Origin of the sequence: Tropicimonas aquimaris (assembly GCF_042676185.1) — a bacterium.
GTDB classification, from domain to species: domain Bacteria; phylum Pseudomonadota; class Alphaproteobacteria; order Rhodobacterales; family Rhodobacteraceae; genus Tropicimonas; species Tropicimonas aquimaris.
This window is the reverse complement of sequence record NZ_JBHTJT010000023.1, coordinates 18,185-39,378: the sequence shown is the minus strand read 5'-3', so window position 1 is coordinate 39,378 and position 21,194 is coordinate 18,185. Positions and strand designations below refer to the sequence as shown.

General features: G+C 67.4%; 18 protein-coding genes. 11 read left to right on the top strand and 7 right to left on the bottom strand.

What is annotated here, in order from left to right; genetic code table 11:
* Positions 1–6: 6 nt before the first annotated feature.
* Both iolC and iolD read right to left on the bottom strand, forming a co-directional pair.
* A complete protein-coding gene (gene iolC / locus ACFQ2S_RS13110) occupies positions 7–990 on the bottom strand; it encodes a 5-dehydro-2-deoxygluconokinase (RefSeq protein WP_386075085.1) in 984 nt (327 codons plus the stop codon).
* Positions 990–2,855: a 3D-(3,5/4)-trihydroxycyclohexane-1,2-dione acylhydrolase (decyclizing) gene (gene iolD, locus ACFQ2S_RS13105; protein ID WP_386075084.1), complete on the bottom strand. Its 1,866-nt coding sequence runs from the start codon at positions 2,853–2,855 to the stop codon at positions 990–992. Before iolD ends, iolC begins: the two co-directional genes overlap by 1 nt.
* Before the next feature lie 127 nt (positions 2,856–2,982).
* Between iolD and ACFQ2S_RS13100 the strand changes: the two genes are divergently transcribed.
* From ACFQ2S_RS13100 to ACFQ2S_RS13090, 3 genes are read left to right on the top strand one after another with little or no spacing between them, the layout of a single operon-like run.
* A complete protein-coding gene (locus tag ACFQ2S_RS13100) occupies positions 2,983–4,092 on the top strand; it encodes a Gfo/Idh/MocA family protein (protein WP_386075082.1) in 1,110 nt (369 codons plus the stop codon).
* A gap of 13 nt (positions 4,093–4,105) precedes the next feature.
* On the top strand, positions 4,106–4,999 hold the full coding sequence (locus tag ACFQ2S_RS13095; protein ID WP_386075080.1) for a sugar phosphate isomerase/epimerase family protein: 894 nt from the start codon (positions 4,106–4,108) through the stop codon (positions 4,997–4,999).
* Positions 5,000–5,010: 11 nt separating this feature from the next.
* A complete protein-coding gene (locus ACFQ2S_RS13090) occupies positions 5,011–6,144 on the top strand; it encodes a Gfo/Idh/MocA family protein (protein ID WP_386075078.1) in 1,134 nt (377 codons plus the stop codon).
* 4 nt (positions 6,145–6,148) lie between these two features.
* Here ACFQ2S_RS13090 and ACFQ2S_RS13085 read toward each other — a convergent pair whose 3' ends face one another.
* Positions 6,149–7,147 carry a LacI family DNA-binding transcriptional regulator gene (locus ACFQ2S_RS13085; protein WP_386075076.1) on the bottom strand — a complete coding sequence of 333 codons (999 nt, stop codon included), beginning with the start codon at positions 7,145–7,147 and terminating at the stop codon, positions 6,149–6,151.
* 196 nt (positions 7,148–7,343) lie between these two features.
* Here ACFQ2S_RS13085 and ACFQ2S_RS13080 point away from each other — a divergent pair, with 196 nt between their 5' ends.
* From ACFQ2S_RS13080 to ACFQ2S_RS13060, 5 genes are all read left to right on the top strand, one after another.
* Positions 7,344–8,282 carry a sugar ABC transporter substrate-binding protein gene (locus ACFQ2S_RS13080; protein WP_386075132.1) on the top strand — a complete coding sequence of 313 codons (939 nt, stop codon included), beginning with the start codon at positions 7,344–7,346 and terminating at the stop codon, positions 8,280–8,282.
* An 86-nt stretch (positions 8,283–8,368) separates the two neighbouring features.
* Entirely contained in the window at positions 8,369–9,493 is a 1,125-nt protein-coding gene (locus ACFQ2S_RS13075; protein WP_386075074.1) for an ABC transporter permease, read from the top strand.
* A 1-nt stretch (position 9,494) separates the two neighbouring features.
* A complete protein-coding gene (locus ACFQ2S_RS13070) occupies positions 9,495–10,283 on the top strand; it encodes an ATP-binding cassette domain-containing protein (RefSeq protein ID WP_089233666.1) in 789 nt (262 codons plus the stop codon).
* 265 nt (positions 10,284–10,548) lie between these two features.
* Complete coding sequence (locus ACFQ2S_RS13065) at positions 10,549–11,433, top strand: hypothetical protein (RefSeq protein WP_386075072.1); 885 nt, start codon at positions 10,549–10,551, stop codon at positions 11,431–11,433.
* A gap of 47 nt (positions 11,434–11,480) precedes the next feature.
* The gene (locus ACFQ2S_RS13060; RefSeq protein WP_386075070.1) at positions 11,481–12,359 is read left to right on the top strand and encodes a Vgb family protein; all 879 of its coding nucleotides are present in this window, start codon (positions 11,481–11,483) and stop codon (positions 12,357–12,359) included.
* A gap of 102 nt (positions 12,360–12,461) precedes the next feature.
* Here ACFQ2S_RS13060 and ACFQ2S_RS13055 read toward each other — a convergent pair whose 3' ends face one another.
* From ACFQ2S_RS13055 to ade, 3 genes are all read right to left on the bottom strand, one after another.
* Positions 12,462–12,752, bottom strand: coding sequence for an HU family DNA-binding protein (locus tag ACFQ2S_RS13055; protein WP_089233669.1), 291 nt, complete (start codon positions 12,750–12,752; stop codon positions 12,462–12,464).
* 131 nt (positions 12,753–12,883) lie between these two features.
* Entirely contained in the window at positions 12,884–14,368 is a 1,485-nt protein-coding gene (locus ACFQ2S_RS13050) for an AMP nucleosidase (RefSeq protein WP_386075068.1), read from the bottom strand.
* Entirely contained in the window at positions 14,365–16,170 is a 1,806-nt protein-coding gene (gene ade, locus ACFQ2S_RS13045; protein WP_386075066.1) for an adenine deaminase, read from the bottom strand. Before ade ends, ACFQ2S_RS13050 begins: the two co-directional genes overlap by 4 nt.
* 111 nt (positions 16,171–16,281) lie before the next feature.
* On the opposite strand from ade, the gene ACFQ2S_RS13040 reads away from it, so the two are divergent.
* From ACFQ2S_RS13040 to ACFQ2S_RS13030, 3 genes are all read left to right on the top strand, one after another.
* Positions 16,282–16,725: a DUF1810 domain-containing protein gene (locus ACFQ2S_RS13040; protein WP_386075064.1), complete on the top strand. Its 444-nt coding sequence runs from the start codon at positions 16,282–16,284 to the stop codon at positions 16,723–16,725.
* Positions 16,726–16,982: 257 nt separating this feature from the next.
* Complete coding sequence (locus ACFQ2S_RS13035) at positions 16,983–17,846, top strand: SDR family oxidoreductase (RefSeq protein WP_386075062.1); 864 nt, start codon at positions 16,983–16,985, stop codon at positions 17,844–17,846.
* Positions 17,847–17,963: 117 nt separating this feature from the next.
* Positions 17,964–19,025, top strand: coding sequence for a DUF1254 domain-containing protein (locus tag ACFQ2S_RS13030; RefSeq protein ID WP_386075060.1), 1,062 nt, complete (start codon positions 17,964–17,966; stop codon positions 19,023–19,025).
* Between the two features lie 195 nt (positions 19,026–19,220).
* On the opposite strand, the gene dxs is transcribed toward ACFQ2S_RS13030, so the two are convergent.
* A complete protein-coding gene (dxs, locus tag ACFQ2S_RS13025; protein WP_386075058.1) occupies positions 19,221–21,146 on the bottom strand; it encodes a 1-deoxy-D-xylulose-5-phosphate synthase in 1,926 nt (641 codons plus the stop codon).
* Positions 21,147–21,194: the final 48 nt, after the last annotated feature.

The window sequence follows — 21,194 nt, the reverse complement described above, 5'->3', positions numbered from 1 at the left end:
CTCTTGTTAGACCGGGGTCGGGCCGGGGTGGCTGGCGAGGAAACGCTCCAGCGCCTCCGTCGTCGGCATGGCGGGGGCGCAGCCGGGCTGCGAAACGACGATCGAGGCGCAGGCCGAGCCGCGGAGCACCGCGTCGCGCAGGTCGCGCCCCTCGGCCAGCCCCGCCAGAAGGCCGGCCATGAAACTGTCGCCGGCGCCGTTGGGCTTCACGGCGGTGACGGGGTAGATGCCGGTGCGGATCTCCTGGCCGTCGGCGAGCGTCACCGCGCCCTCGTGGCCCATCTTGTAGATCACGATGCGGCCGGGCCGGGAGGCCAGCTCGCGCGCCTTGTCCAGCCCCTTGTCGATGCCGCCGGCCATGAAGCCGAACTCCTCGTCGTTGCCGACGATCAGGTCGCTCTCCTCGCCGGCGCGGGACAGCACCTCGGCAGCCACCTCCGGCGAAGGCCAGGAATAGGGCCGGTAGTCGATGTCGAAGATCACCGGCAGGCCGGCCTTGCGTGCGTTTTCGAAGGCGCGGAACGTGGAGCCGCGCGACGGCTCGGCAGCAAAGACGGTGCCGGCGGTGATCAGCGCGCCGAAATCGCCGTAATCCACCCGGTCCACATCGGCCTCGGTCACCTGGAAATCCACCGCGTTGTTGCGATAGATCACCAGCTGGAAATCCTCCATCGTGCTCTCGTAGACCGCCAGCGAGATCCGCGCCTCGCCCGGCAGCGAGCGAAGATACTGCGTCTCCACCCCGTAATGCGCCAGCCGGTTGCGGCAGAACCGGCCCACCGCGTCGTCCGAGATCGAGGTCACCAGCGCCGAGCGCGCGCCCAGCTTGCACAGCCCGGCGCAGATGTTGGCCGAGGAGCCGCCGAGATCCGAGCGGAAGCTCTCCGCGTGCTCGGCCTTGGTGCCCGGCGGGTCGGCGAACATGTCCATGCCGGCGCGGCCGAAGACCACGAAGCTGTTCTTGCGGATGCCGTCCATCAGGCTGCTCATCACACGCCCTGCCTCTGCCGGGGGCGGGCCGATTCCCACTCCGCGTGGGCCGCGCGGACCTTTTCGCTCTCGCTGACCTCAGGCGTGCCGCATTCCCACCAGGTGTGGCCCTTGTCGGTCCAGGCGCCATAGGCCGCGACCTTCATGCAGATCACGTAGGTCTTGTCCGAGGCCTTGGCCCGCTTGAACGCCTCGCCCAGTTCCTCGGCATTCTCCACCGTCTCGGCCGTCGCGCCCATTGCAGCAGCATGGGCCTCGAAATCGACGTCGAAAGGCTCGGGGATCGTCGGGGCGTCCTCGTAGAGGCAGTTGAAGCTCTCCGACCCGACGTTGTTCTGCAGCTTGTTGATCACCGCCCAGCCGCCGTTGTCGAGCAGCAGCACGATCATCTTCTTTCGGGTCAGGACCGAGGAATAGATGTCGGAATTCATCAGCATGTAGGCGCCGTCACCAACAAACACGATGGTGTCCTTGTCCGGCTCGCGCTCGGATTGCGCGATCCGCGCGCCCCAGCCGCCGGCCACCTCGTAGCCCATGCAGGAAAAGCCGAACTCCACGTCGACGGTGCCGGTGTCGAGTGTCCGCCAGTTGGCGGTGATCTCGGCCGGCAACCCGCCCGAGGCGGTCACGATCCGGTCGCGCGGATCGCAGAGCGCGTTTACCGTGCCGATCGCCTGGGCGTAGGAATTTGGCTTGTTGCCGTGCGACACGTTCTCGGCCACGTAGGCGTCCCAGCAGGCGCGCTCGCGCCGCGCCAGCTCGGTCCAGCTCTCCGGGGCGCGATACCCCGCCATCGCCGCGCCGAGCGCCTCCAGCGCCCGTTTCGCATCGCCGACCACCGGAAGCGCCCGGTGCTTGCCGGCGTCGTGGCGGGCGGCGTTGATCGAGACGATCCGCGCGTCCCTGGCAAAGGCCGTCCAGGAGCCGGTGGTGAAATCCTGAAGCCGCGTGCCCACGGCAAGGATCACGTCCGCCTGCTCGGCAATGGCGTTGGCGCTGTCGGAGCCGGTCACGCCGATGGGGCCGATGTTGAGTGGGTGGGTCGCCACCATGTTGGCGCGGCCGGCGATGGTCTCGACCACCGGGATGTCATGCGCCTCGGCAAAGGCGGTCAGGTCCGCCACGGCACGCGAATACTGCACGCCGCCGCCGGCGATGATCATCGGCCGCGCGGCGGATTTCAGCAGCGCGGCAGCATCCGCGATCTCCTCGGCGTCGGGGCTGACGCGGCGGATGCGGTGCACCTTCTTCTCGAAGAAGACGGCGGGGTAGTCGTGGCTCCAGCCCTGCACGTCCTGCGGCAGGCCGATGAAGGCCGGGCCGCAATCGGCGGGGTCGAGCAGCGTGGCGATGGCGGCGGGCAGCGACTGGATCACCTGCGCGGGGTGGGTGATCCGGTCCCAGTAGCGGCTGACCGGTCGGAACGCGTCGTTCACGCCCAGCGTCGGGTCACCGAAATTCTCCATCTGCTGCAGTACCGGGTCAGGCAGGCGGGTGGCATAGGTGTCGCCGCAGAGCATCAGCATCGGCAGGCGGTTGGCATGGGCCAGCGCAGCGGAGGTCACCAGGTTCGAGGTGCCCGGACCCGCCGAGGCAGTGCAGAACATGAACCGCTGGCGCAGCCAGGTCTTGGCATAGGCGGCGGCGGCGAATCCCATGCTCTGCTCGTTCTGCCCGCGATAGAGCGGCAGCGCGTCGCGATGCGCGTAGAGCGCCTCGCCAAGGCAGGTCACGTTGCCATGGCCAAAAATCCCGAAGCCGCCGCCGCACAGCCGGTACTCGGTTCCGTCGATCTCGATGAACTGGTTCGCCAGCCAGCGGACAATGGCCTGCGCCGTTGTCAGCCGATATGTCTCGTCGCTCATGCGTTGCTATCTCCCGGGTGGTCATCGCGGCCCTCTCCTCCGATTGCCGCTTGCACGATCCTGATTCCGAGGATAACAATTTTGCAACCGGTTGCAAATTGAATCTGAGGGAGGAGCAGGCTCGATCATGCGACAAATCGGAATCGGAATCCTGGGCGGGGGCTACATGGGCAAGGCCCATTCCGTCGCCATGGCCGCCGTGGGCGCGGTGTTCGACACCGGCCTGCGGCCCCGGCTCGAGATGATCTGCGCCAGCAGCCAGGCCTCGGCCGAGCGCTATGCCCGGGCCTTCGGTTTCGCCCGCGCCACCGCCGACTGGCGCGTGCTGGTCGAGGATCCGGCGATCGAGGCGATCGTGATCGCCACGCCGCAGGCCCTGCACCGCCAGATCGCCGAGACGGCCTTTGCCCTCGGCAAGCCGGTGTTCTGCGAAAAGCCGATGGGCGCATCGCTGGAGGATGCCGAGGCGATGGTCGCGGCCGCCGAGGCCAGCGGGCAGGTCAACATGGTCGGCTACAACTACATCCGAACGCCCGCCAGCCAGTACGCCCGCAAGCTGATCGCCGACGGCGAGCTGGGCGAGATCACCTGGTTCCGCGGCGAGCATACCGAGGATTTCTACGCCGACCCGCAGGCACCGGCGACCTGGCGGACCGACGGCATGGCCAACGGCACAATGGGCGACCTTGCCCCGCACATGATCAACGCCGCGCTTGCGCTCATGGGGCCTGTCGCCTCGCTGATCGCCGAGGTCGAGACGGTCCACACCGACCGCCCCGGCGGCAAGGTCACCAACGACGACCAGGCGCAGCTGATGTGCCGTTTTGCCAGCGGCGCCATGGGCCATATGCATTTCAGCCGCATCCAGACCGGGCGCAAGATGGGCTATACCTACGAGGTGACGGGCACGCGCGGCGCGCTGCGCTTCGACCAGGAGGACCAGAACGCGCTCTGGCTCTACCGGGCCGAGGGGCCGGAGGCCGAGCGCGGCTTCCGCAAGATCCTGACCGGCCCGGCGCATCCCGATTACCTGCCGTTCTGCCAGGGGCCGGGCCACGGCACCGGCTACCAGGACCAGATCATCATCGAGGCCCGGGACTTCCTGCGCGCCATCGAGACGGGGGACCCCGTCTGGCCCACCTTCCGCGACGGCCTCGAGGTCGTCCGGATCGTCCATGCCGCGATCGCCTCCGCACGGAACCGGACGTGGCGCGACCTCCCTTCAGACCAGAGTTGAAAGGCTCGACAACATGACAATCCGCATTGGAAACGCGCCCTGTTCCTGGGGTGTGGAATTTGCCGATGATCCGCGCAATCCGACCTGGCAGAGCGTGCTGAAGGACTGCGCCGAGGCCGGTTACAAGGGCATCGAGCTCGGCCCCGTGGGCTTCATGCCCGAGGATCCGGCGATCCTCGGCGCGGCGCTGGCCGACAACGGGCTGGAGCTGATCGGCGGCGTGGTCTTTCGCCCCTACCACGACCCAGATGCCTGGGACGACGTGCTGAACGCCACCCATCGCACCGCGCGGGCGCTCCGGGCGCATGGCGCGCAGCACTTGGTGCTGATCGATTCCATCTCGCCCCGCCGCGCCCCCACCGCCGGTCGCGCCTCCGAGGCCGAGCAGATGGACAAGGCCGAATGGACCGCCTTCCGCGACCGTCTCGCCGAAAGCGCCCGGATCGGCACCGAGGAATACGGGCTGACCGTGGGCATCCACGCCCACGCGGCCGGCTTCATGGATTTCGAACCGGAGCTTGAGCGCCTTCTGGACGAGATCGACGAGACGATCCTCAAGATCTGCTTCGACACCGGCCACCATTCCTACGCGGGCTTCGACCCGGTTGCCTTCATGAAGAAGCACATTGGCCGGATCTCCTACATGCACTTCAAGGACATCGACCCCAAAGTGAAGGCCGAGGTCATCGACAGGCGCACCGGCTTCTACGACGCCTGCGGGCAGGGGATCTTCTGCAACCTCGGCCAGGGCGACGTCGATTTCCCGGCGGTGCGCCAGGTGCTGCTGGACGCGGGTTTCGAAGGCTGGTGCACGGTCGAGCAGGATTGCGACCCGACGCTCGACGTCAGCCCGATCGACGACGCGCGGGCCAACCGCGAATACCTCGAATCCATCGGTTTCAAGTAAGGAACGGACAGATGACCAAGTTGAAATGGGGCATGATCGGTGGCGGCGAAGGCAGCCAGATCGGGCCCGCGCACCGTCTCGGCGCTCTGGCCGACGGGCATTTCGAGTTTGCTGCCGGCGCGCTGGATCACCGTCCCGAGGCGGGGCGCGACTACGCGCAGCGGCTCGGCATTGCCGCCGACCGTGCCTATGGCGACTGGAAAGAGATGCTGGCCGGCGAGACCGGCCGCGACGACCGGATCGACCTCGTGACGGTCGCCACGCCCAACTCGACGCATTTCGAGATCACCAGGGCGTTCCTCGAGGCCGGGTTCAACGTGCTCTGCGAAAAACCCATGACCATGACGGTCGAGGAAGGCGAGGAGATCGTGAAGGTGGCGCAGGCCTCCGGCAAGATCTGCGCGGTCAACTACTGCTACTCGGCCTACCCGATGGTCCGGCAGGCCCGCGCCATGGTCCGCGCCGGCGAGATCGGCAAGGTGCGGCTGGTGGTGACGAACTTCAGCCACGGCCACCACGGCGACGCGACCGATGCCGACAACCCGCGCGTGCGCTGGCGCTATGATCCGGCGATGGCCGGCGTCTCGGGCCAGTTCGCCGATTGCGGCATCCACGCGCTGCACATGGCGAGCTTCATTTGCGACGACGAGGTGGAAAAGCTCTCGGCCGACTTCGCCTCGACCATCGCCAGCCGCGAGTTGGAAGACGACGCCATGGTGAACTTCCGCATGTCGGGCGGCACCGTGGGGCGGCTCTGGACCTCCTCGGTCGCCATCGGCCGGCAGCACGGGTTCGACATCCAGGTCTTCGGTGAAACCGGCGGCCTGCGCTGGGCGAGCGAACAGCCCAACCAGCTGATCTACACGCCCGTCGGCGGCCGCACCCAGATCATCGAAAAGGGCGAGGGCGGGCTGCACGCGGATGCGCAACGCCTGAGCCGGGTGGCGATTGCCCACCCCGAGGGCTTCCCGCTGGCCGTGGCCAACATCTACTGCGACCTCGCCGACGCGATCCGCGGCGAAACCCGCGACGGCCTGCCGAGCGCCGCCGACGGGGTGCGCTCCATGGCGGCGGTGCACAACGCGGTGGCCTCCGCCCGGCAGGGCGGCGCCTGGGTGGACGCGCGTCCGCCGATGTTCCGTTAAGGGATCAGGGGCGGGGTCGCAGCGTGCCCCGCTCCACCACCGTGCAGGGAAACAGCCGCGCCTCCGGGTAGCGGTCCGGCTCCGCCAGCATCGCCACCACCAGCTCTACCGAGGAGCGGATGATCTGCTGAATCGGCTGGCGGATCGTGGTCAGGTCGATGTTCTCCCACCCCGCCATTTCCATGTCGTTGAGCCCGATCAGCCCGATGTCCTCCGGCACCCGCAAACCGGCATCGCGGACGGCGCTGAGCGCGCCGATGGAAAGCACGTCATCGCCGCAGAAATAGGCCTCGGCCGGACCCTGCGCCAGCAGCGCCTGCATCTCGGTGCGGCCGGCGCGGAACGAATAGGCCGAGGCAAAGCTGTGGCTCACCGCGATCTCGGGGTGCAGCGCTATCTCTTCAAGGAAGCCCGCGAGGCGGTCCTGGGTCGAGGTCGCGGATTCCGGGCCGGCCAGCATCGCCACGCGGCCGTAGCCGCGCGCCACCAGCTCCCGCGCCGCAAGCCGCCCCGCCTCCACGTTGTCGATCCCCACCACATGCACCTGCGGCGCGCCGGACAGCCGCCCGAAACTGTGCACCACCGGGATGCCCGCGTCGCGGAACGCCATGGCGAAGGCCGGGGGCAGGGTGGAGGAGGCCACGACGACCCCGTCCACCGAATATTGCCGCAGCATCCGGACCGAGCTGTCGGGCTCGGTCTCGTTGCTGAGGTTGACCAGCAGCGGGCGCAGGCCGCGTTCCTGCAGCCCGCGGGTGAACAGATCGAACACCTCCAGGAAGATCGGGTTGTGGAAGTTGTTCGACACCAGCCCGATCAGCTTGGTCCGCCCGGTGGTCAGGCTGCTGGCCAGCGCGTTGGGGCTGTAGCCGAGCTCGGCGGCGGCCTTCTCGACCTTGCGCCGCATCTTGGCCGAGACCGACGCCCCGTCGGTGAAGGTGCGCGACACCGCGGACCGGGATACGCCCGCGCGTTCAGCAACATCCCTCAACGTAGCCGGCATCTTCCGGTCCTCCGACATCCTGCGATCCACGCCGTGTCTATCCGCTACGCGGACCGGGGTCAGTATGATTTCGTCGAACCCGAATTGCAACCGGTTGCAAAAATATACGATTCGTGTCATCGTCGGTCGGGAGCGAGACAGGACCGCTCCGAAAATGAACGAAATGGAAATCTGGGAGGATACCATGGAACGCAAGCTGACATCGCTGCTGATGGGCGCGGCCCTTGCCGTCGTACCGGTGCTGAGCGCAACGCTGGCATCGGCCGAGGGGGAGAAATACGTGCTGGTGAGCCACGCCCCCGACAGCGACAGCTGGTGGAACACGATCAAGAACGGCATCGCGCTCGCGGGCGAGCAGATGGGCGTGGAGGTCGAGTACCGCAACCCGCCGACCGGCGACCTTGCCGACATGGCGCGGATCATCGAGCAGGCGGCCGCCGCCGGCCCGAACGGCATCATCACCACGCTGGCCGATTTCGACGTGCTCCAAGGTCCGGTCAAGGCCGCGGTCGATTCCGGCATCGACGTCATCATCATGAACACCGGCACGCCCGAGCAGGCGCGCGAGGTGGGAGCGCTGATGTATGTCGGCCAGCCCGAGTACGACGCGGGCCTCGCAGCGGGCATGCGCGCCAAGGACGACGGAGTGACCTCGTTCCTCTGCGTCAATCACGCGATCCAGCAGCCGACCGTGGGCGAGCGCTGCCGGGGCTTCGCCGATGGGCTCGGCGTCGACCTCGGGGATTCGATGCTCGACAGCGGCACCGACCCGGCGGAGATCAAGAACAAGGTCCTGGCCTACCTCTCGGCCAACCCCGAGACCGACGGCATCCTTACGCTCGGCCCGGTCTCGGCCGACCCGACCATCGCCGCACTCGAGGAGAACGGCATGGCGGGCGACATCTACTTCGGTACCTTCGACCTCGGCGACGAGATCGTGAAGGGAATCAAGGCCGGCGTGATCCAGTGGGGTATCGACCAGCAGCCCTTCCTGCAGGCCTACCTGCCGGTCGTTATCCTGACCAATTACCACCGTTACGGCGTGCTGCCGGGCAACAACATCAACTCCGGCCCCGGCTTCGTGACCGCCGACGGGCTTGAGATGGTCGAGAAATTCGCCGGCGAGTATCGCTGACGACCTCCCGGCAAGGGGGCGCCAGACCGGCGCCTCCTTGTTCTCCGCTCACGCACCCCCCACACGCATTCCAGAGGATCCGATCGATGTCGGAGACACCCACCGTTGCCGTCACGGATGACGAGCGCGTCAAAGAGATGTCGACCTTCCGCAAGGCCCTGATCCGCCCCGAACTCGGCGGCATCTGCGGAACCATCATCGTCTTCACCTTGTTCCTGCTGTTCGCCCACGACAGCGGCATGTTCAACAGCCAGGGCATCATGAACTGGTCCGTGGTCTCGGCCCAGTTCATGATCATCGCCGTCGGCGCCTGCCTGCTGATGATCGCCGGCGAGTTCGACCTCTCCGTCGGCTCGATGATCGGTTTTGCCGGCATGGTTATCGCCATTTTCTCGGTCACCCTCGGCTGGCCGGTCTGGATGGCGATCCTTGTGACCTTCGCACTCTGTATCGCGATCGGCGCGCTCAACGGCTACATCGTCGTGCGCACCGGCCTGCCGAGCTTCATCGTCACCCTCGCCTTCCTGTTCATCCTGCGCGGCTTCACGATCTACCTGCCACAGACCATCGAGCGGAAGACGATCATCGGCGGCGTCTCCGACGCGGCGCAGGGCGACTGGCTCGCCGCACTGTTCGGCGGCAAGGTGCTGACCGGGCTGTTCTCCTGGTTGGGAGAGGCCGGGCTGATCGAGACCTTCGAGCGCGGCACCCGCGCCGGCCAGCCGGTGGTCGACGGCATCCCGATGCTGATCGTCTGGGCGCTCGGGCTGGTGGTCTTCGGCCATGTGCTGCTCACCCGCACCCGCTTCGGCAACTGGATCTACGCCTCCGGCGGCGACGCGCAGGCCGCGCGCTACGTCGGTGTGCCGGTGAACCGGGTAAAGATCCTGATGTTCATGTTCACCGCCTTCTGCGCCACCGTCTTCGCCACCTGCCAGGTCATGGAATTCGGCTCCGCCGGCGCCGACCGCGGCCTGCTCAAGGAATTCGAAGCGATCATCGCGGTGGTGATTGGCGGCGCGCTGCTCACCGGCGGCTACGGCTCGGTGATCGGGGCGGCGCTCGGCGCGCTGATCTTCGGCGTCGTCCAGCAGGGCCTGTTCTTCGCGGGGGTCGAAAGCTCCCTGTTCCGGGTGTTCCTCGGCATCATCCTGCTCTTCGCGGTGATCCTGAACACCTACATCCGCCGCATGATCACCGGAGAACGTTGAGATGAATCCCGAACACGCGCCTCTCATCGAGATGAAGAACATCGAGAAGCATTTCGGCTCGGTGATCGCGCTCGCCGGTGTCTCGGTCGAGATCTATCCCGGAGAATGCCACTGCCTGCTGGGCGACAACGGCGCCGGCAAGTCGACCTTCATCAAGACCATGTCCGGCGTGCACCGGCCAACCTCCGGGGAGATCCTCTTCGAAGGCCGACCGATGCGCTTCGACGACCCGCGCGATGCCATCGAGGCCGGGATCGCCACGGTCTACCAGGATCTCGCGATGATCCCGCTGATGTCGGTCAGCCGGAACTTCTTCATGGGCAACGAGCCGCTCAAGAAGGTCGGGCCGCTGAAGTTCTTCGACCACGCGCTGGCCGCCGAGGTCACCATGTCGGAGATGCGCAAGATGGGTATCAACCTGCGTGGCCCCGACCAGGCCGTCGGCACCCTTTCGGGCGGCGAGCGGCAGACCGTGGCGATCGCCCGCGCGGTGCATTTCGGCGCCAAGGTCCTGATCCTCGACGAGCCGACCTCGGCGCTCGGCGTGCGGCAGACCGCGAACGTGCTGGCCACCATCGACAAGGTGCGCAAGCAGGGCATCGCCGTGGTCTTCATCACCCACAACGTCCGCCACGCGCTGGCGGTGGGAGACAGGTTCACCGTGCTCAACCGCGGCAAGACCCTCGGCACCGCCCAGCGGGGCCAGATCACGCCCGACGAGTTGCAGGACCTGATGGCCGGCGGGCAGGAGCTGGTTGCGCTGGAGGATTCCCTCGGCGGCACCGTCTGACCCCGGTCCGCCGCCGGCCGTCCCCGGTCCGCATGTCCGGCGCCGGGCGATCCCCGGATGACCCAAACCCCGCGCGGTCGAAACCACCGCGCGGGGTCAATGCGCCCAGCTGCTGCGCACCGTTGCCCGCCTGACGCAACGGCATGGCCGGCCGGGCGACCACCTGGGGCTTCCCGGGCTTGCCGCCCCCGAGCCCGGCCCCCCAAACTGTCGCCAACGGCGCGTCCATTTCGCCGCCGATCATCCGACAGGTGGTTTCAACTCCATGATTTTCATTCGCTTTGCCCTTTGTCTCCTGCTGGTCGCGTGGTCCGGTCCCGCGCTCGCGCATTCGCCTTACTACCAGTCGGGCGAAACCGTGGAACTGCCCGGCTTCGGCGTAGTCAAGTTCCGCGTGCTTCGTGGTGACGGCCTCTACATTACGGATCCGCGTGCCATCGTGGCCGTCGACGCGGAAGGCCGGCTTCTGGCCGTGTCGCCGATCTCCTTTTCCATGAAGACGATATGCCGAACGTCGGAAGGCACCCGCTCCTGCATCGGCTACAACGCGCATGAAGGGTTGGTGTACACGCCCGATCTCACGGCCTTCGCCTCGACCGTCATGCTCGAGGAGAACGGGCGGCCCAAGACCGATCCCCGCCGCCTCGGCAACCCCTACGGTTTCACGATGCACGAGGCCGGTCTCATCGAGCGCCTGGTGCTCGATGCCAGGAAACTCGTGTGGGAATTCCCGATCACGATCGTTTCCATTCTCTGGTTTGCCGTCATGTTTGCACCCTTGTTCGCCTTCTGGCGCGAAGCACTGAACAGCGAAGACACCGAGGAGGTGATCCAGCCTCCGCAGTTGTTACCGCTCTGGGCCTCGGCCGTTGCCATGCCGATCTATCTCTGGTTTATCAATCCGGGCTCGCCCTACCTGATGGTAGTCTACATCACTTCCGGCGCTGCCCTGGGGAACCGGCTGTCGCGGCTCCGACCGCCGCGTTGGCTGGCGTTGAGCCTCAAGGGCATCGGGTTCGTCTTGATGGCGCTCATGCTTGTTTTGGCGGGTCCCCTTTTTGTTCAGCCCTTCATCGTGGCGCTCATTGCGGGACTCCTCATCGCCCCCTTCATGCGAAGGTTGATCCTCCGACGGCGCAGCAGCGGCTAGGCTTGGCGTCAACCGCAGGCTAGGCTGGGGCGACAGGGAGACGCGCGATGACCTCACAGTCCAGCCACCTCGTGAAGGGCCTCTGCCTTGCGCTGCTGGCCGCCGTGCCCGCCGCCGCGCAGGAAGCCCCGGCCCCCTTCGCGACCTTCGACAGCGCCAGCGAGCCGGTGCTGAACGACCCGCACGACCTCGCCTTCGGCCCCGACGGGCGGCTCTACGTCGCCGACAAGTTCGGCAGCCGCATCGCCGTTTTCGACCCCGAGACGCTGGACCTGCTGGAGACCTTCGGCGACGGGATGCTGCCCAACGTGCACGACATCTCCTTCGGGCCCGACGGGCGGGCCTATGTCGCCGTGACCGGCCTCGGCGCGGTCGCCATCTTCGACCTGAGCAGCGGCACGCCCGAGAGCCAGGGCCTGCTCGGCGCCTTCCCCCGCACCGAGGGCGCGCTCGCCCATTCCAACGGGCGGCTCTATGTCATGGCTTCCGGCACCGGCGTGCTGATGGCCGTCGAGGGCGAGGAGGTCGTGGCCGCGGCCGGCGGCATGCCCGGCGCGCATGACGTCGAAGAGGCGCCCGACGGCTCGATCTGGGTCGCCGACAATTTCAACCGCCGCCTCGTCCGCTTCTCGACCGAGCTGGAGCAGCTGCAGGTGCTCGACGCCCCGCACTACGGCTTCGTCGGCCCGCGCTACCTCGCCATCGACGATTTCGGCCAGCTCGTCGTCGCCGACCAGGACGCGCACCGCGTGCTGCTGATCGACCCCGCGGCCGACCTCCTGCTCGGGGTCATCGGCACCGGAACGCCCGGTCTCGGCTCCAACCTGCTCGACGACCCCGAAGGCGTCGCCGTCCGCGGCAGCACCTATTACTTCGCCGACAGCGACAACAACCGGATCGTCAAATATGTCGTCGTCCTGAACTAGGCCCGCTGAACCAGGCCCCCACCGGCCGCCGCCATCCGCGCAATGAAAAAGGGTCGCCCCGCGGGACGACCCTGTCACACAAACAGCGAAGTGGTCGACGGATCAGCCGTTTACCGAATCCTTCAGCGCCTTCGCGATCGTCATCTTGACGACCTTGTCGGCTTCCTTGTCGATCATCTCGCCGGTGGCAGGGTTGCGCACCTGGCGGGCCGGACGCTCGCGGCAGAAGATCTTGCCAACGCCGGGCAGGGTCACCGCGCCGCCATTGGCGACTTCGCTGGTGATGATGCCGGTCACGGCGTCCAGCGCGGAGGTGGCGGTTTTCTTGTCGGCATCCATCGCCTCGGCGATCGCGGCGACGAGCTGGGTCTTGGTCATCGGTTTGGTGGCCATGTATGGTCTCCTCGTTGTTGCCCTTTGTGTTGGGGCTTATTCGGCTGATTCTACGCCATGTTGTCTCAGCTCACAACGTTTTGTGGTCACGAGCGCAAGAAAACAAGGGGTTTTGTTACGATTACTCCAAGTCAGAGGAAGGCTGTTTCCTCGAAACTCCGCAATTTCCGCGAATGCAGCCGTTCCAGCGGCATCTCGCGAAGCAGTTCCATGGCTCGTATCCCGATCAGCAGGTGGCGTGCAACCTGTGTTTTATAGAAGGCCGAGGCCATTCCAGGCAGCTTCAGCTCCCCATGCAGCGGCTTGTCGGAGACGCACAGCAGCGTGCCATAGGGCACCCGGAAGCGGAATCCGTTGGCCGCGATCGTGGCGCTCTCCATGTCGAGCGCGATAGCCCGCGACTGGCTCAGCCGCTGCACCGGCCCGGACTGGTCGCGCAGCTCCCAGTTGCGGTTGTCGACCGTGGCCACGGTGCCAGTTCGCATGATCCGCTTGAGCTCGTAGCCCTCAAGCTGCGTGACCTCCTCGACCGCGTCCTCCAGCGCCACCTGCACCTCCGCGAGCGCCGGGATCGGCACCCAGACCGGCAGGTCGTCGTCCAGCACCTTGTCCTCGCGCAGATAGGCGTGGGCCAGAACGAAATCCCCGAGCGCCTGCGTGTTCCTCAGCCCCGCGCAATGGCCGACCATCAGCCAGACATGCGGCCGCAGCACGGCGATATGGTCCGTCGCGGTCTTTGCGTTCGACGGGCCGACGCCGATGTTGACCAGCGTGATCCCGCCGCCGTTCGCGCGCTTGAGGTGATAGGTCGGCATCTGCGGCAGCTTGGCCGGCGGCGGCATCTCCGCATCGGCCTCGGTGATCACCACGTTGCCGGGGCCGACGAAGGCGTCGTAGCCGCTCTCCGGGTCGGCCAGCGCCGCCCGGGCATAGGCCTCGAACTCCTCGACATAGAACTGGTAGTTGGTGAACAGCACGTGGTTCTGGAAATGCTCCGGCACCGTCGCCGTGTAATGGCTGAGCCGGGCGAGCGAGTAATCTACCCGCTGCGCGGTGAAGGGCGCCAGCGCCCGCGCGCCGTCCTCGTAGACGAAATCGTAGCCGTTCACGATGCTGTCGTGGGTCGTCGACAGATCCGGCACGTCGAAGACGTCCCGCAGCTGGAACTGCATCGCGCCCTCCTGCGGCACCGTCAGGCTTGCATCGTTCAGCACCGCGAAATGCACCGGGATCGGCGTGTCCGAGGCACCGATCATCACCGGCACCTTGTGGGTCTCGATCAGCAGGCCGATCTGTTGGGTCAGGTAGGCGCGGAACAGGTCCGGCCGGGTGACGGTGGTCGAATAGGTGCCCGGCTCCGGTACATGGCCGAAGGCCAGTCGCGAGTCGACGGGGGCAAAGCTCGTCGTCGTCAGCCGGATCTCGGGGTAGAAGGCCCGATAGCGGTGCTCCGGCTGGCCGCTGTGGATCACCTCGCCGAACTTCTCGGCAAGGAAACGCGTCGCAAGGTCATACAGCTCGATCAGCCGGTCGACCGCCGCCGCCGCGTCGTCGAACATCTCCGCCTTCGGCAACTCCGGGGTCATCACCGGGATCACGCGTCCATACCTGTTCATGTCAGCACCTCCTCGATGACCGGCACGACCTCGAACCGCGTCACATCCACCAGACCCTTGTCCGAGATCCGCAGCTCCGGAATCACCACCAGCGCCAGCAGCGAATGCTGCATGTAGGCATTGTTCAGCGTGCAGCCTGCCGCCCGCATCGCCTCGCCCAGGGCCTCGGCCTTCGTCGCGACACTCTGGGCCAGGTCGTCCGACATCAGCCCGGCGATCGGCAGCTCCACCAGCGCCTTCTCCTCGCCATCGGCAAAGAGCACCACCCCGCCGCCGACCTCTGCCAGCCGGTTTGCCGCCAGCGCCATCTGCGCCCGGTCGGTGCCCACGACGATCATGTGGTGGCTGTCATGCGCCACGGTCGAGGCCATCGCCATCGGCCCTTCGTAGCCGAAACCCTGCACGAAGGCGTTGGTCACGCCCCCGGTGCCCCGGTGCCGCTCGACCAGCGCGATCTGGCAGATCTCGCCCGTCGCCTCCACCAGGCCCTCCGAGACCGGCAGGTCGGCAGAGAGCGCCTTGGTCGGCGCCTGGTTCTCGATCACCCCGATCACCCGGGCGCGCACGTGGTTCGCCCCCTCCGGCGCCGCGATCTCGAAATCCTCCGCTGCCAGAGGCTTGCCGAGCCGCACCGAGGCCCGCGCCGCCTCCGGCCAGTCGATATGCGGGCAATCGACCTGGATCTTGCCATCCTCGGCCACCACCTTGCCGCGCGCGATCACCATCTCGATCGGCAGCGCCCGCAGGTCCGACGACAGGATCACGTCCGCCCGCCGCCCCGGCGCGATCGAGCCCAGCTCCCGCTCCAGCCCGAAATGCGCCGCGGTGTTCACCGTCGCCATCTGCAGCGCCACCAGCGGGTCGCAGCCGCACTCGATGGCGTGCCGCACCACCCGGTTCATGTGGCCCTCGTTGACCAGCGTGCCGGAGTGGCAATCGTCCGTGCACAGGATGAAGTTCCTCGGGTCGAGCCCCTTTTCCGTCACCGCGGTGATCTGGCTTTCCACGTCGTACCAGGCCGAGCCCAGCCGCAGCATCGCCCGCATCCCCTGGCGCACCCGCGCCACGGCGTCGGATTCCTTGGTGCCCTCGTGATCGTCCGCCGGCCCGCCGGCGGCATAGGCATGGAAGGCCGGGCCGAGGTCGGGCGAGGCGTAATGCCCGCCCACGGTCTTGCCCGCCGCCTGCGTCGCCGCCATCTCGGCCAGCATCTGGCGGTCGCCCGCGACCACCCCGGGAAAGTTCATCATCTCGCCCAGCCCGATGATCCCCGGCCAGGCCATCGCCTCCGCCACGTCCTCGGCCGTGATCTCGAACCCGGTGGTCTCCAGCCCCGGCGCCGACGGCGCGCAACTCGGCATCTGGGTATAGATGTTCACCGGCTGCAGCAGCGCCTCGTCATGCATCAGCCGCACGCCCTCCAGCCCGAGCACGTTGGCGATCTCGTGCGGGTCGGTGAACATCGTCGTCGTGCCGTGCGGGATCACCGCGCGGGCGAACTCCGCCGGCGTCAGCATCCCGCTCTCGATATGCATGTGCCCGTCGCACAGACCCGGCAGCATATAGCGCCCATCGGCCTCGATCACCTGCGTCCGGTCGCCGATACAATGGCCCGCATCCGGCCCGACATAGGCAATCCGCCCGTCGGCAATGGCGATATCGTGGTTCGGCAGCAGCTCCCGGCTCTGCACGTTCACCCAGATACCCTGGCGGATGACCATGTCGGCGCTCTCGCGGCCCACGGCCACGGCGATCAGGCGGGGGGCCGCGTCGGCCCAGCTTTTCAATGAAGGTCTCGTCATGCGCCACCCTTTCCCGGTTTCCCCGTCGATGCAAGACACCCTCTGGAGGCTGGCATTCGGGCGCCCATCATGCGCCTATCGGGATGACATCCAAACAACAGCGGAGCCGATATGTTCGACGAAACCGACCTGGAGCGCTTCGTGGAGGCGCAGGACGAGCACGGCGCCTGGGCCGAGGCGATGGCCGAGATCGACGCCGGGCTGAAGCAGGGGCACTGGATCTGGTACGTCTATCCCCAGCTTCGCGGCCTCGGCCACAGCCACCGCGCCACCTATTTCGGCCTCTCCGGCGCGGAGGAGGCCCGGCGCTACCTCGCGCACCCCGTGCTCGGGCCCCGGCTTGAGGAAAGCGTCCTGCGCCTCATGGCCCATGCCGGCCGCTCGCCGGAGCGCATCCTTGGCGATGTCGACGCGGTCAAGGTGCAATCCTGCGCCACCCTCTTCGCCGCCGTCGCCGCCGACCCGCGGCCCTTCGATGCCGTGCTGGAGGCCTTCTTCGGCGGCGAGCGCTGCGGCGCGACCCTCGACATGCTGGCGGAGAATGGCCGGACCTGACCCGCAAGGCCGCCCGGATCTTGCCTGCCAGATTTAACGCATGTAGAATATACCTATTCCGCCGCCGACTCAGCCCCCACATCCCCGAGGCCGTGAGGACGTCGGTTGCGGAGCAGGGCGCCCCTGCAATTTCGGGTGGTGTCCGAGTGCCTGACGGGAGCGGTCCGCCAGGCTGGGCGACGGCGGCCCCCCGGGCGACCGTCGCCGCCCAGACTCTCCGGCTTTCCTTTTCCGCGTATCTTGCACATATCTTCCCCATGACCCGTACGCTGCTCTCCCTGGGCCACGGCTACACCGCCCGTGCCCTCGCCCGCCGCCTGTTGCCGCAAGGCTGGACCGTCCTCGGCACCACCCGCTCGCCAGACAAGGCCGAGGCCCTTCGCGCAGAAGGCGTTATGCCGCTGGTCTGGCCGGGCAGCGATCTCGCCCCCGCCGTGGCGCAGGCCACCCATGTGCTCGCCTCCGCCGCCCCCGGCGCCGAGGGCGACCCCTTCCTGCCCCACATCGCCGAGGCGCTGCGCGACGCGCGGCCCGATTGGGTCGGCTATCTCTCCACCACCGGCGTCTACGGCGACCACCAGGGCGGCTGGGTCGACGAGACGACGGCCCTCACCCCCGCCACCCGGCGCGGTCAGATGCGGGTCGAGGCCGAGGCCGCCTGGCAGGCGCTCGCCGCCGAGGCCGGCCTGCCGCTGCACATCTTCCGCATCGCCGGCATCTACGGCCCCGGCCGCGGCCCCTTCGCCAAGGTCCGCGCCGGCACCGCCCGCCGCATCATCAAGGAGGGCCAGGTGTTCTCCCGCATCCATGTCGAGGACATCGCCCAGGTGCTCGCCGCCTCCATCGCCCGGCCCAACCCCGGCGCGATCTACAACCTCTGCGACGACGACCCCGCCCCGCCGCAGGACGTGCTCGCCCATGCCGCAGAGCTGCTCGGCCTGCCGCTGCCCCCCGCCGTCGCCTTCGACGAGGCCGAGTTGACCCCGATGGCCCGCAGCTTCTATGCCGAGAGCAAGCGGGTCCGGAACGACCGCATCAAGAACGAACTCGGCGTCGACCTGCTCTTCCCCGATTACCGCACCGGGCTCGCGGCCCTGCTGCGCGAGGCCTTCGACGGCTGACACCCCCGCCTGCCCTTGACGCAGGTCATGGCCGCCCGCGAGCCGCCGTGCGATCCTCCGCGCGGCCCGGGCTTCGGCGCCCTGCCGCCCTAAGCCCGGCGGACAAGGGAGGAAGTCATGCGAAAATCGATTCTGTTCAGCGCCGCATTGGCCGCGGGCGCCGGGCTGGTGAGCTCCAGCGGCGCCGTCGCGCAGGACGCCTCAGACGCGCTGCGCGCCTTTCTCGACACGCGCGACATCCCTGTGACCGTCGACAACTTCGTGCGCGCCGCCACCGACATCGAGTTCGGCAAGTATCTCGCGCTCAGCGGTGGTGTAAACCAGCTGTTCCATGTCCGGACGCCGACCCTGATCGAACAGCAACCGACCATCCGGATGAACCGCGACACGCTTTACTCGATGGCCGTGATCGACATCAGCGAAGGCGCCACGCTGACGCTGCCGGACACCGGAGATCGCTACATCTCCGCCCAGGTGGTGAACCAGGACCACTATATGAACGAGGTCTTCCTTGGCGGCGGCGACCACGCCCTGACGCTCGAAATCTTCGAAACGCCCTTCGTCCTGGTCATCATTCGCACGCTGGTCGATGCCTCCGATCCGGAGGATCTCGACAAGGTCCACGCGATCCAGGACCAGATCTCTATTGCCGCCGGCTCCGCCAGGCCGTTCATCGTACCGGACTACGACGACCGGAGCTTCGAGGACGTGCTGGAGGCCGCCAAGGGGCTCGCCCGCTTCATCCCGGACAGCCGCCTCACATTTGGCCCCAGCGACACCGTCGATCCGGTCCGGCACATGCTTGGCGCGGCCTTCGGGTGGGGCGGGCTGCCGGAGGATCAGGCCTTCTATCTTACCGTCGAGCCCGGCCTGCCGGTCGGCGTCTACAAGATCGAGGTTCCCCCAGACGTCCCGGTCGGCGCCTTCTGGTCGGTCAGCCTCTACAACGCCGACGGCTACTACGAGAAAAACCCGCTCGCCGCCTACAACATCAACTTGGTGATGGGCGCGCGCAACGAGGACGGCTCGATGACCGTCCACCTCGGCGATTGCGATGACGGGCGGGTCAACTGCCTGCCGATCACGGAGGGCTGGAACTACACCGTCCGGCTCTATCGACCGGGCGCCGAGATCCTCGACGGAAGCTGGTCCTTCCCCGAGGTCGAGCCCGCCGGTTGACAGCACAGGGAGCGGATTGGACGGGCACGCGCCGTTTTCGGTCGTTTTCCCCGGTCGTTCCGACCGACCTTCCGGTCATTTCGGGATGGTCGGGGGCTGCGGGTACGCCAGTCCGGTCGTATCGACCAAAAGCGGAGGGGAAACGACCGCGAGTCCGGTCGTTCTCCCCCCGGAAATGTCCGAAACGACCGGTCCTCAGGCCCGAGCCGCGCCGATCTGCGCCACGCCCAGCACCTCGAGCACCTTGGCCTCGATGTCCTCGGCGTTCATCCCGGCCACGGCATACATGTCCCGCGGGCTCGACTGGTCGATGAAGATGTCGGGCAGGACCATCGACCGGAACTTCAGTCCGTGGTCGAAAATCCCTTCGTCTGCAAGGAGTTGCGCGACATGGGAGCCAAACCCGCCGACCGCGCCCTCTTCCAGGGTGATCAACGCCTCGTGGTCCTGCGCGAGCTGAAGAATCAGCTCCCGGTCCAGCGGCTTGGCGAAACGGGCGTCCGCGATGGTCGGCGTAATGCCCCGTTTCTGCAGATTTTCTCCAGCGATTTCAGCCTCTTGTAGGCGCGTCCCGAACGAGAGAAGCGCCACGCGCTTGCCCTTCTGGATGATCCGGCCCTTGCCGATCTCCAGGACCTCGCCGCGCTCCGGCATCTCCACGCCGACACCCTCGCCACGCGGGAACCGGAAGGCGATCGGACCTTCGTCATGCGCCACGGCGGTCGCAACCATATGTTTTAATTCAGCTTCATCCGCCGCCGCCATCACCACGAAGCCCGGCAGGTTGGCCAGGAACGCGATGTCGAACGAGCCCGCATGGGTCGCCCCGTCAGCCCCCACCAGCCCCGCGCGGTCGATCGGGAACCGCACCGGCAACCGCTGGATCGCCACGTCGTGCACCACCTGGTCATAGCCCCGCTGAAGGAAGGTGGAGTAGAGCGCGCAGAACGGTTTCATCCCGCCGGCGGCCTGCCCGGCGGCGAAGGTCACTGCGTGCTGCTCGGCAATTCCCACGTCAAAACAACGGCTTGGATAGCGTTCGGCAAAGAGGTTCAGCCCCGTCCCGTCGGGCATGGCGGCGGTGATCGCGGTGATCCGGTCGTCCTCCGCGGCGTGCTGCAGCAGCGCCTCGGCGAACACCTTGGTATAGCTCGGCGCGTTGGACGGCGCTTTCTTCTGCGCCCCGGTCACCACGTCGAACTTGGCCACGCCGTGGCCGCGGTCGGTGGCCCGCTCGGCCGGCGCATAGCCCTTGCCCTTCTGGGTGATCGCGTGGATCAGCACCGGCCCGTCAGCCCGCGCCTTCACCGTCCGCAGTACCGAGAGCAGCATGTCCATGTTATGCCCGTCGATCGGCCCGATGTACTCGAAGCCCAGCTCCTCGAACAGCGTGCCGCCGATGGTGATGTGCTTGAACACGTCCTTGGCGCGCTTGGCCCCTTCGTAGAAGGGCTCGGGCAGGAAACTCAGCGCGCCCTTGGCGGCGGCCTTGAGGTCCTGGAAGGGGGCGCCGGCATAGAGCCGCGACAGGTAGGAGGACATCGCGCCCACCGGCGGGGCGATGGACATCTCGTTGTCGTTGAGGATGACGATCATCCGCTTGTCGAGATGGCCCGCGTTGTTCATCGCCTCGAAGGCCATGCCGGCGCTCATCGCGCCGTCGCCGATCACCGCGATGGCATCGCCGATGCCCTCGGGAGTGGTGCCCCCGAGGTCGCGGGCGGTGACGAAGCCGAGGGCCGCCGAGATCGAGGTCGAACTGTGGGCCGCACCGAACGGGTCGTAGGGCGACTCGGAACGCTTGGTGAAGCCCGAGAGCCCGTCCTTCTGGCGCAGGGTGCGGATGCGGTCGCGCCGGCCGGTCAGGATCTTGTGCGGGTAGCACTGGTGCGAGACGTCCCAGATGAGCTTGTCCCGCGGGGTGTCGAACACCGCGTGGATCGCCACGGTCAGTTCCACCACCCCGAGCCCCGCGCCAAGGTGCCCGCCGGTCTCGCTGACCGCGCTGATCGTCTCGGCGCGCAGTTCGGAGGCCAGACGTTCCAGTTCGTCGTCGGTCAGGTGCTTGAGGTCCGCCGGGCTTGTCACCCGGTTCAGCAGGGGTGTCGCAGGTCTCACCATGGCTCGGCCCTCCAGTGGCCGCGGCTCCCCACCGCGCCTTGCGGCGCG

What these genes read in the sequence shown, in the direction of transcription:
- ACFQ2S_RS13050 (WP_386075068.1), bottom strand. Translation starts at nt 14,368, where the DNA reads ATGAACAGGTATGGACGCGTGATCCCGGTGATGACCCCGGAGTTGCCG.
- iolC (WP_386075085.1), bottom strand. Translation starts at nt 990, where the DNA reads ATGAGCAGCCTGATGGACGGCATCCGCAAGAACAGCTTCGTGGTCTTC.
- ACFQ2S_RS13055 (WP_089233669.1), bottom strand. Translation starts at nt 12,752, where the DNA reads ATGGCCACCAAACCGATGACCAAGACCCAGCTCGTCGCCGCGATCGCC.
- dxs (WP_386075058.1), bottom strand. Translation starts at nt 21,146, where the DNA reads ATGGTGAGACCTGCGACACCCCTGCTGAACCGGGTGACAAGCCCGGCG.
- ACFQ2S_RS13070 (WP_089233666.1), top strand. Translation starts at nt 9,495, where the DNA reads ATGAATCCCGAACACGCGCCTCTCATCGAGATGAAGAACATCGAGAAG.
- ade (WP_386075066.1), bottom strand. Translation starts at nt 16,170, where the DNA reads ATGACGAGACCTTCATTGAAAAGCTGGGCCGACGCGGCCCCCCGCCTG.
- ACFQ2S_RS13040 (WP_386075064.1), top strand. Translation starts at nt 16,282, where the DNA reads ATGTTCGACGAAACCGACCTGGAGCGCTTCGTGGAGGCGCAGGACGAG.
- ACFQ2S_RS13060 (WP_386075070.1), top strand. Translation starts at nt 11,481, where the DNA reads ATGACCTCACAGTCCAGCCACCTCGTGAAGGGCCTCTGCCTTGCGCTG.
- ACFQ2S_RS13090 (WP_386075078.1), top strand. Translation starts at nt 5,011, where the DNA reads ATGACCAAGTTGAAATGGGGCATGATCGGTGGCGGCGAAGGCAGCCAG.
- iolD (WP_386075084.1), bottom strand. Translation starts at nt 2,855, where the DNA reads ATGAGCGACGAGACATATCGGCTGACAACGGCGCAGGCCATTGTCCGC.
- ACFQ2S_RS13075 (WP_386075074.1), top strand. Translation starts at nt 8,369, where the DNA reads ATGTCGGAGACACCCACCGTTGCCGTCACGGATGACGAGCGCGTCAAA.
- ACFQ2S_RS13035 (WP_386075062.1), top strand. Translation starts at nt 16,983, where the DNA reads ATGACCCGTACGCTGCTCTCCCTGGGCCACGGCTACACCGCCCGTGCC.
- ACFQ2S_RS13085 (WP_386075076.1), bottom strand. Translation starts at nt 7,147, where the DNA reads ATGCCGGCTACGTTGAGGGATGTTGCTGAACGCGCGGGCGTATCCCGG.
- ACFQ2S_RS13100 (WP_386075082.1), top strand. Translation starts at nt 2,983, where the DNA reads ATGCGACAAATCGGAATCGGAATCCTGGGCGGGGGCTACATGGGCAAG.
- ACFQ2S_RS13030 (WP_386075060.1), top strand. Translation starts at nt 17,964, where the DNA reads ATGCGAAAATCGATTCTGTTCAGCGCCGCATTGGCCGCGGGCGCCGGG.
- ACFQ2S_RS13065 (WP_386075072.1), top strand. Translation starts at nt 10,549, where the DNA reads ATGATTTTCATTCGCTTTGCCCTTTGTCTCCTGCTGGTCGCGTGGTCC.
- ACFQ2S_RS13095 (WP_386075080.1), top strand. Translation starts at nt 4,106, where the DNA reads ATGACAATCCGCATTGGAAACGCGCCCTGTTCCTGGGGTGTGGAATTT.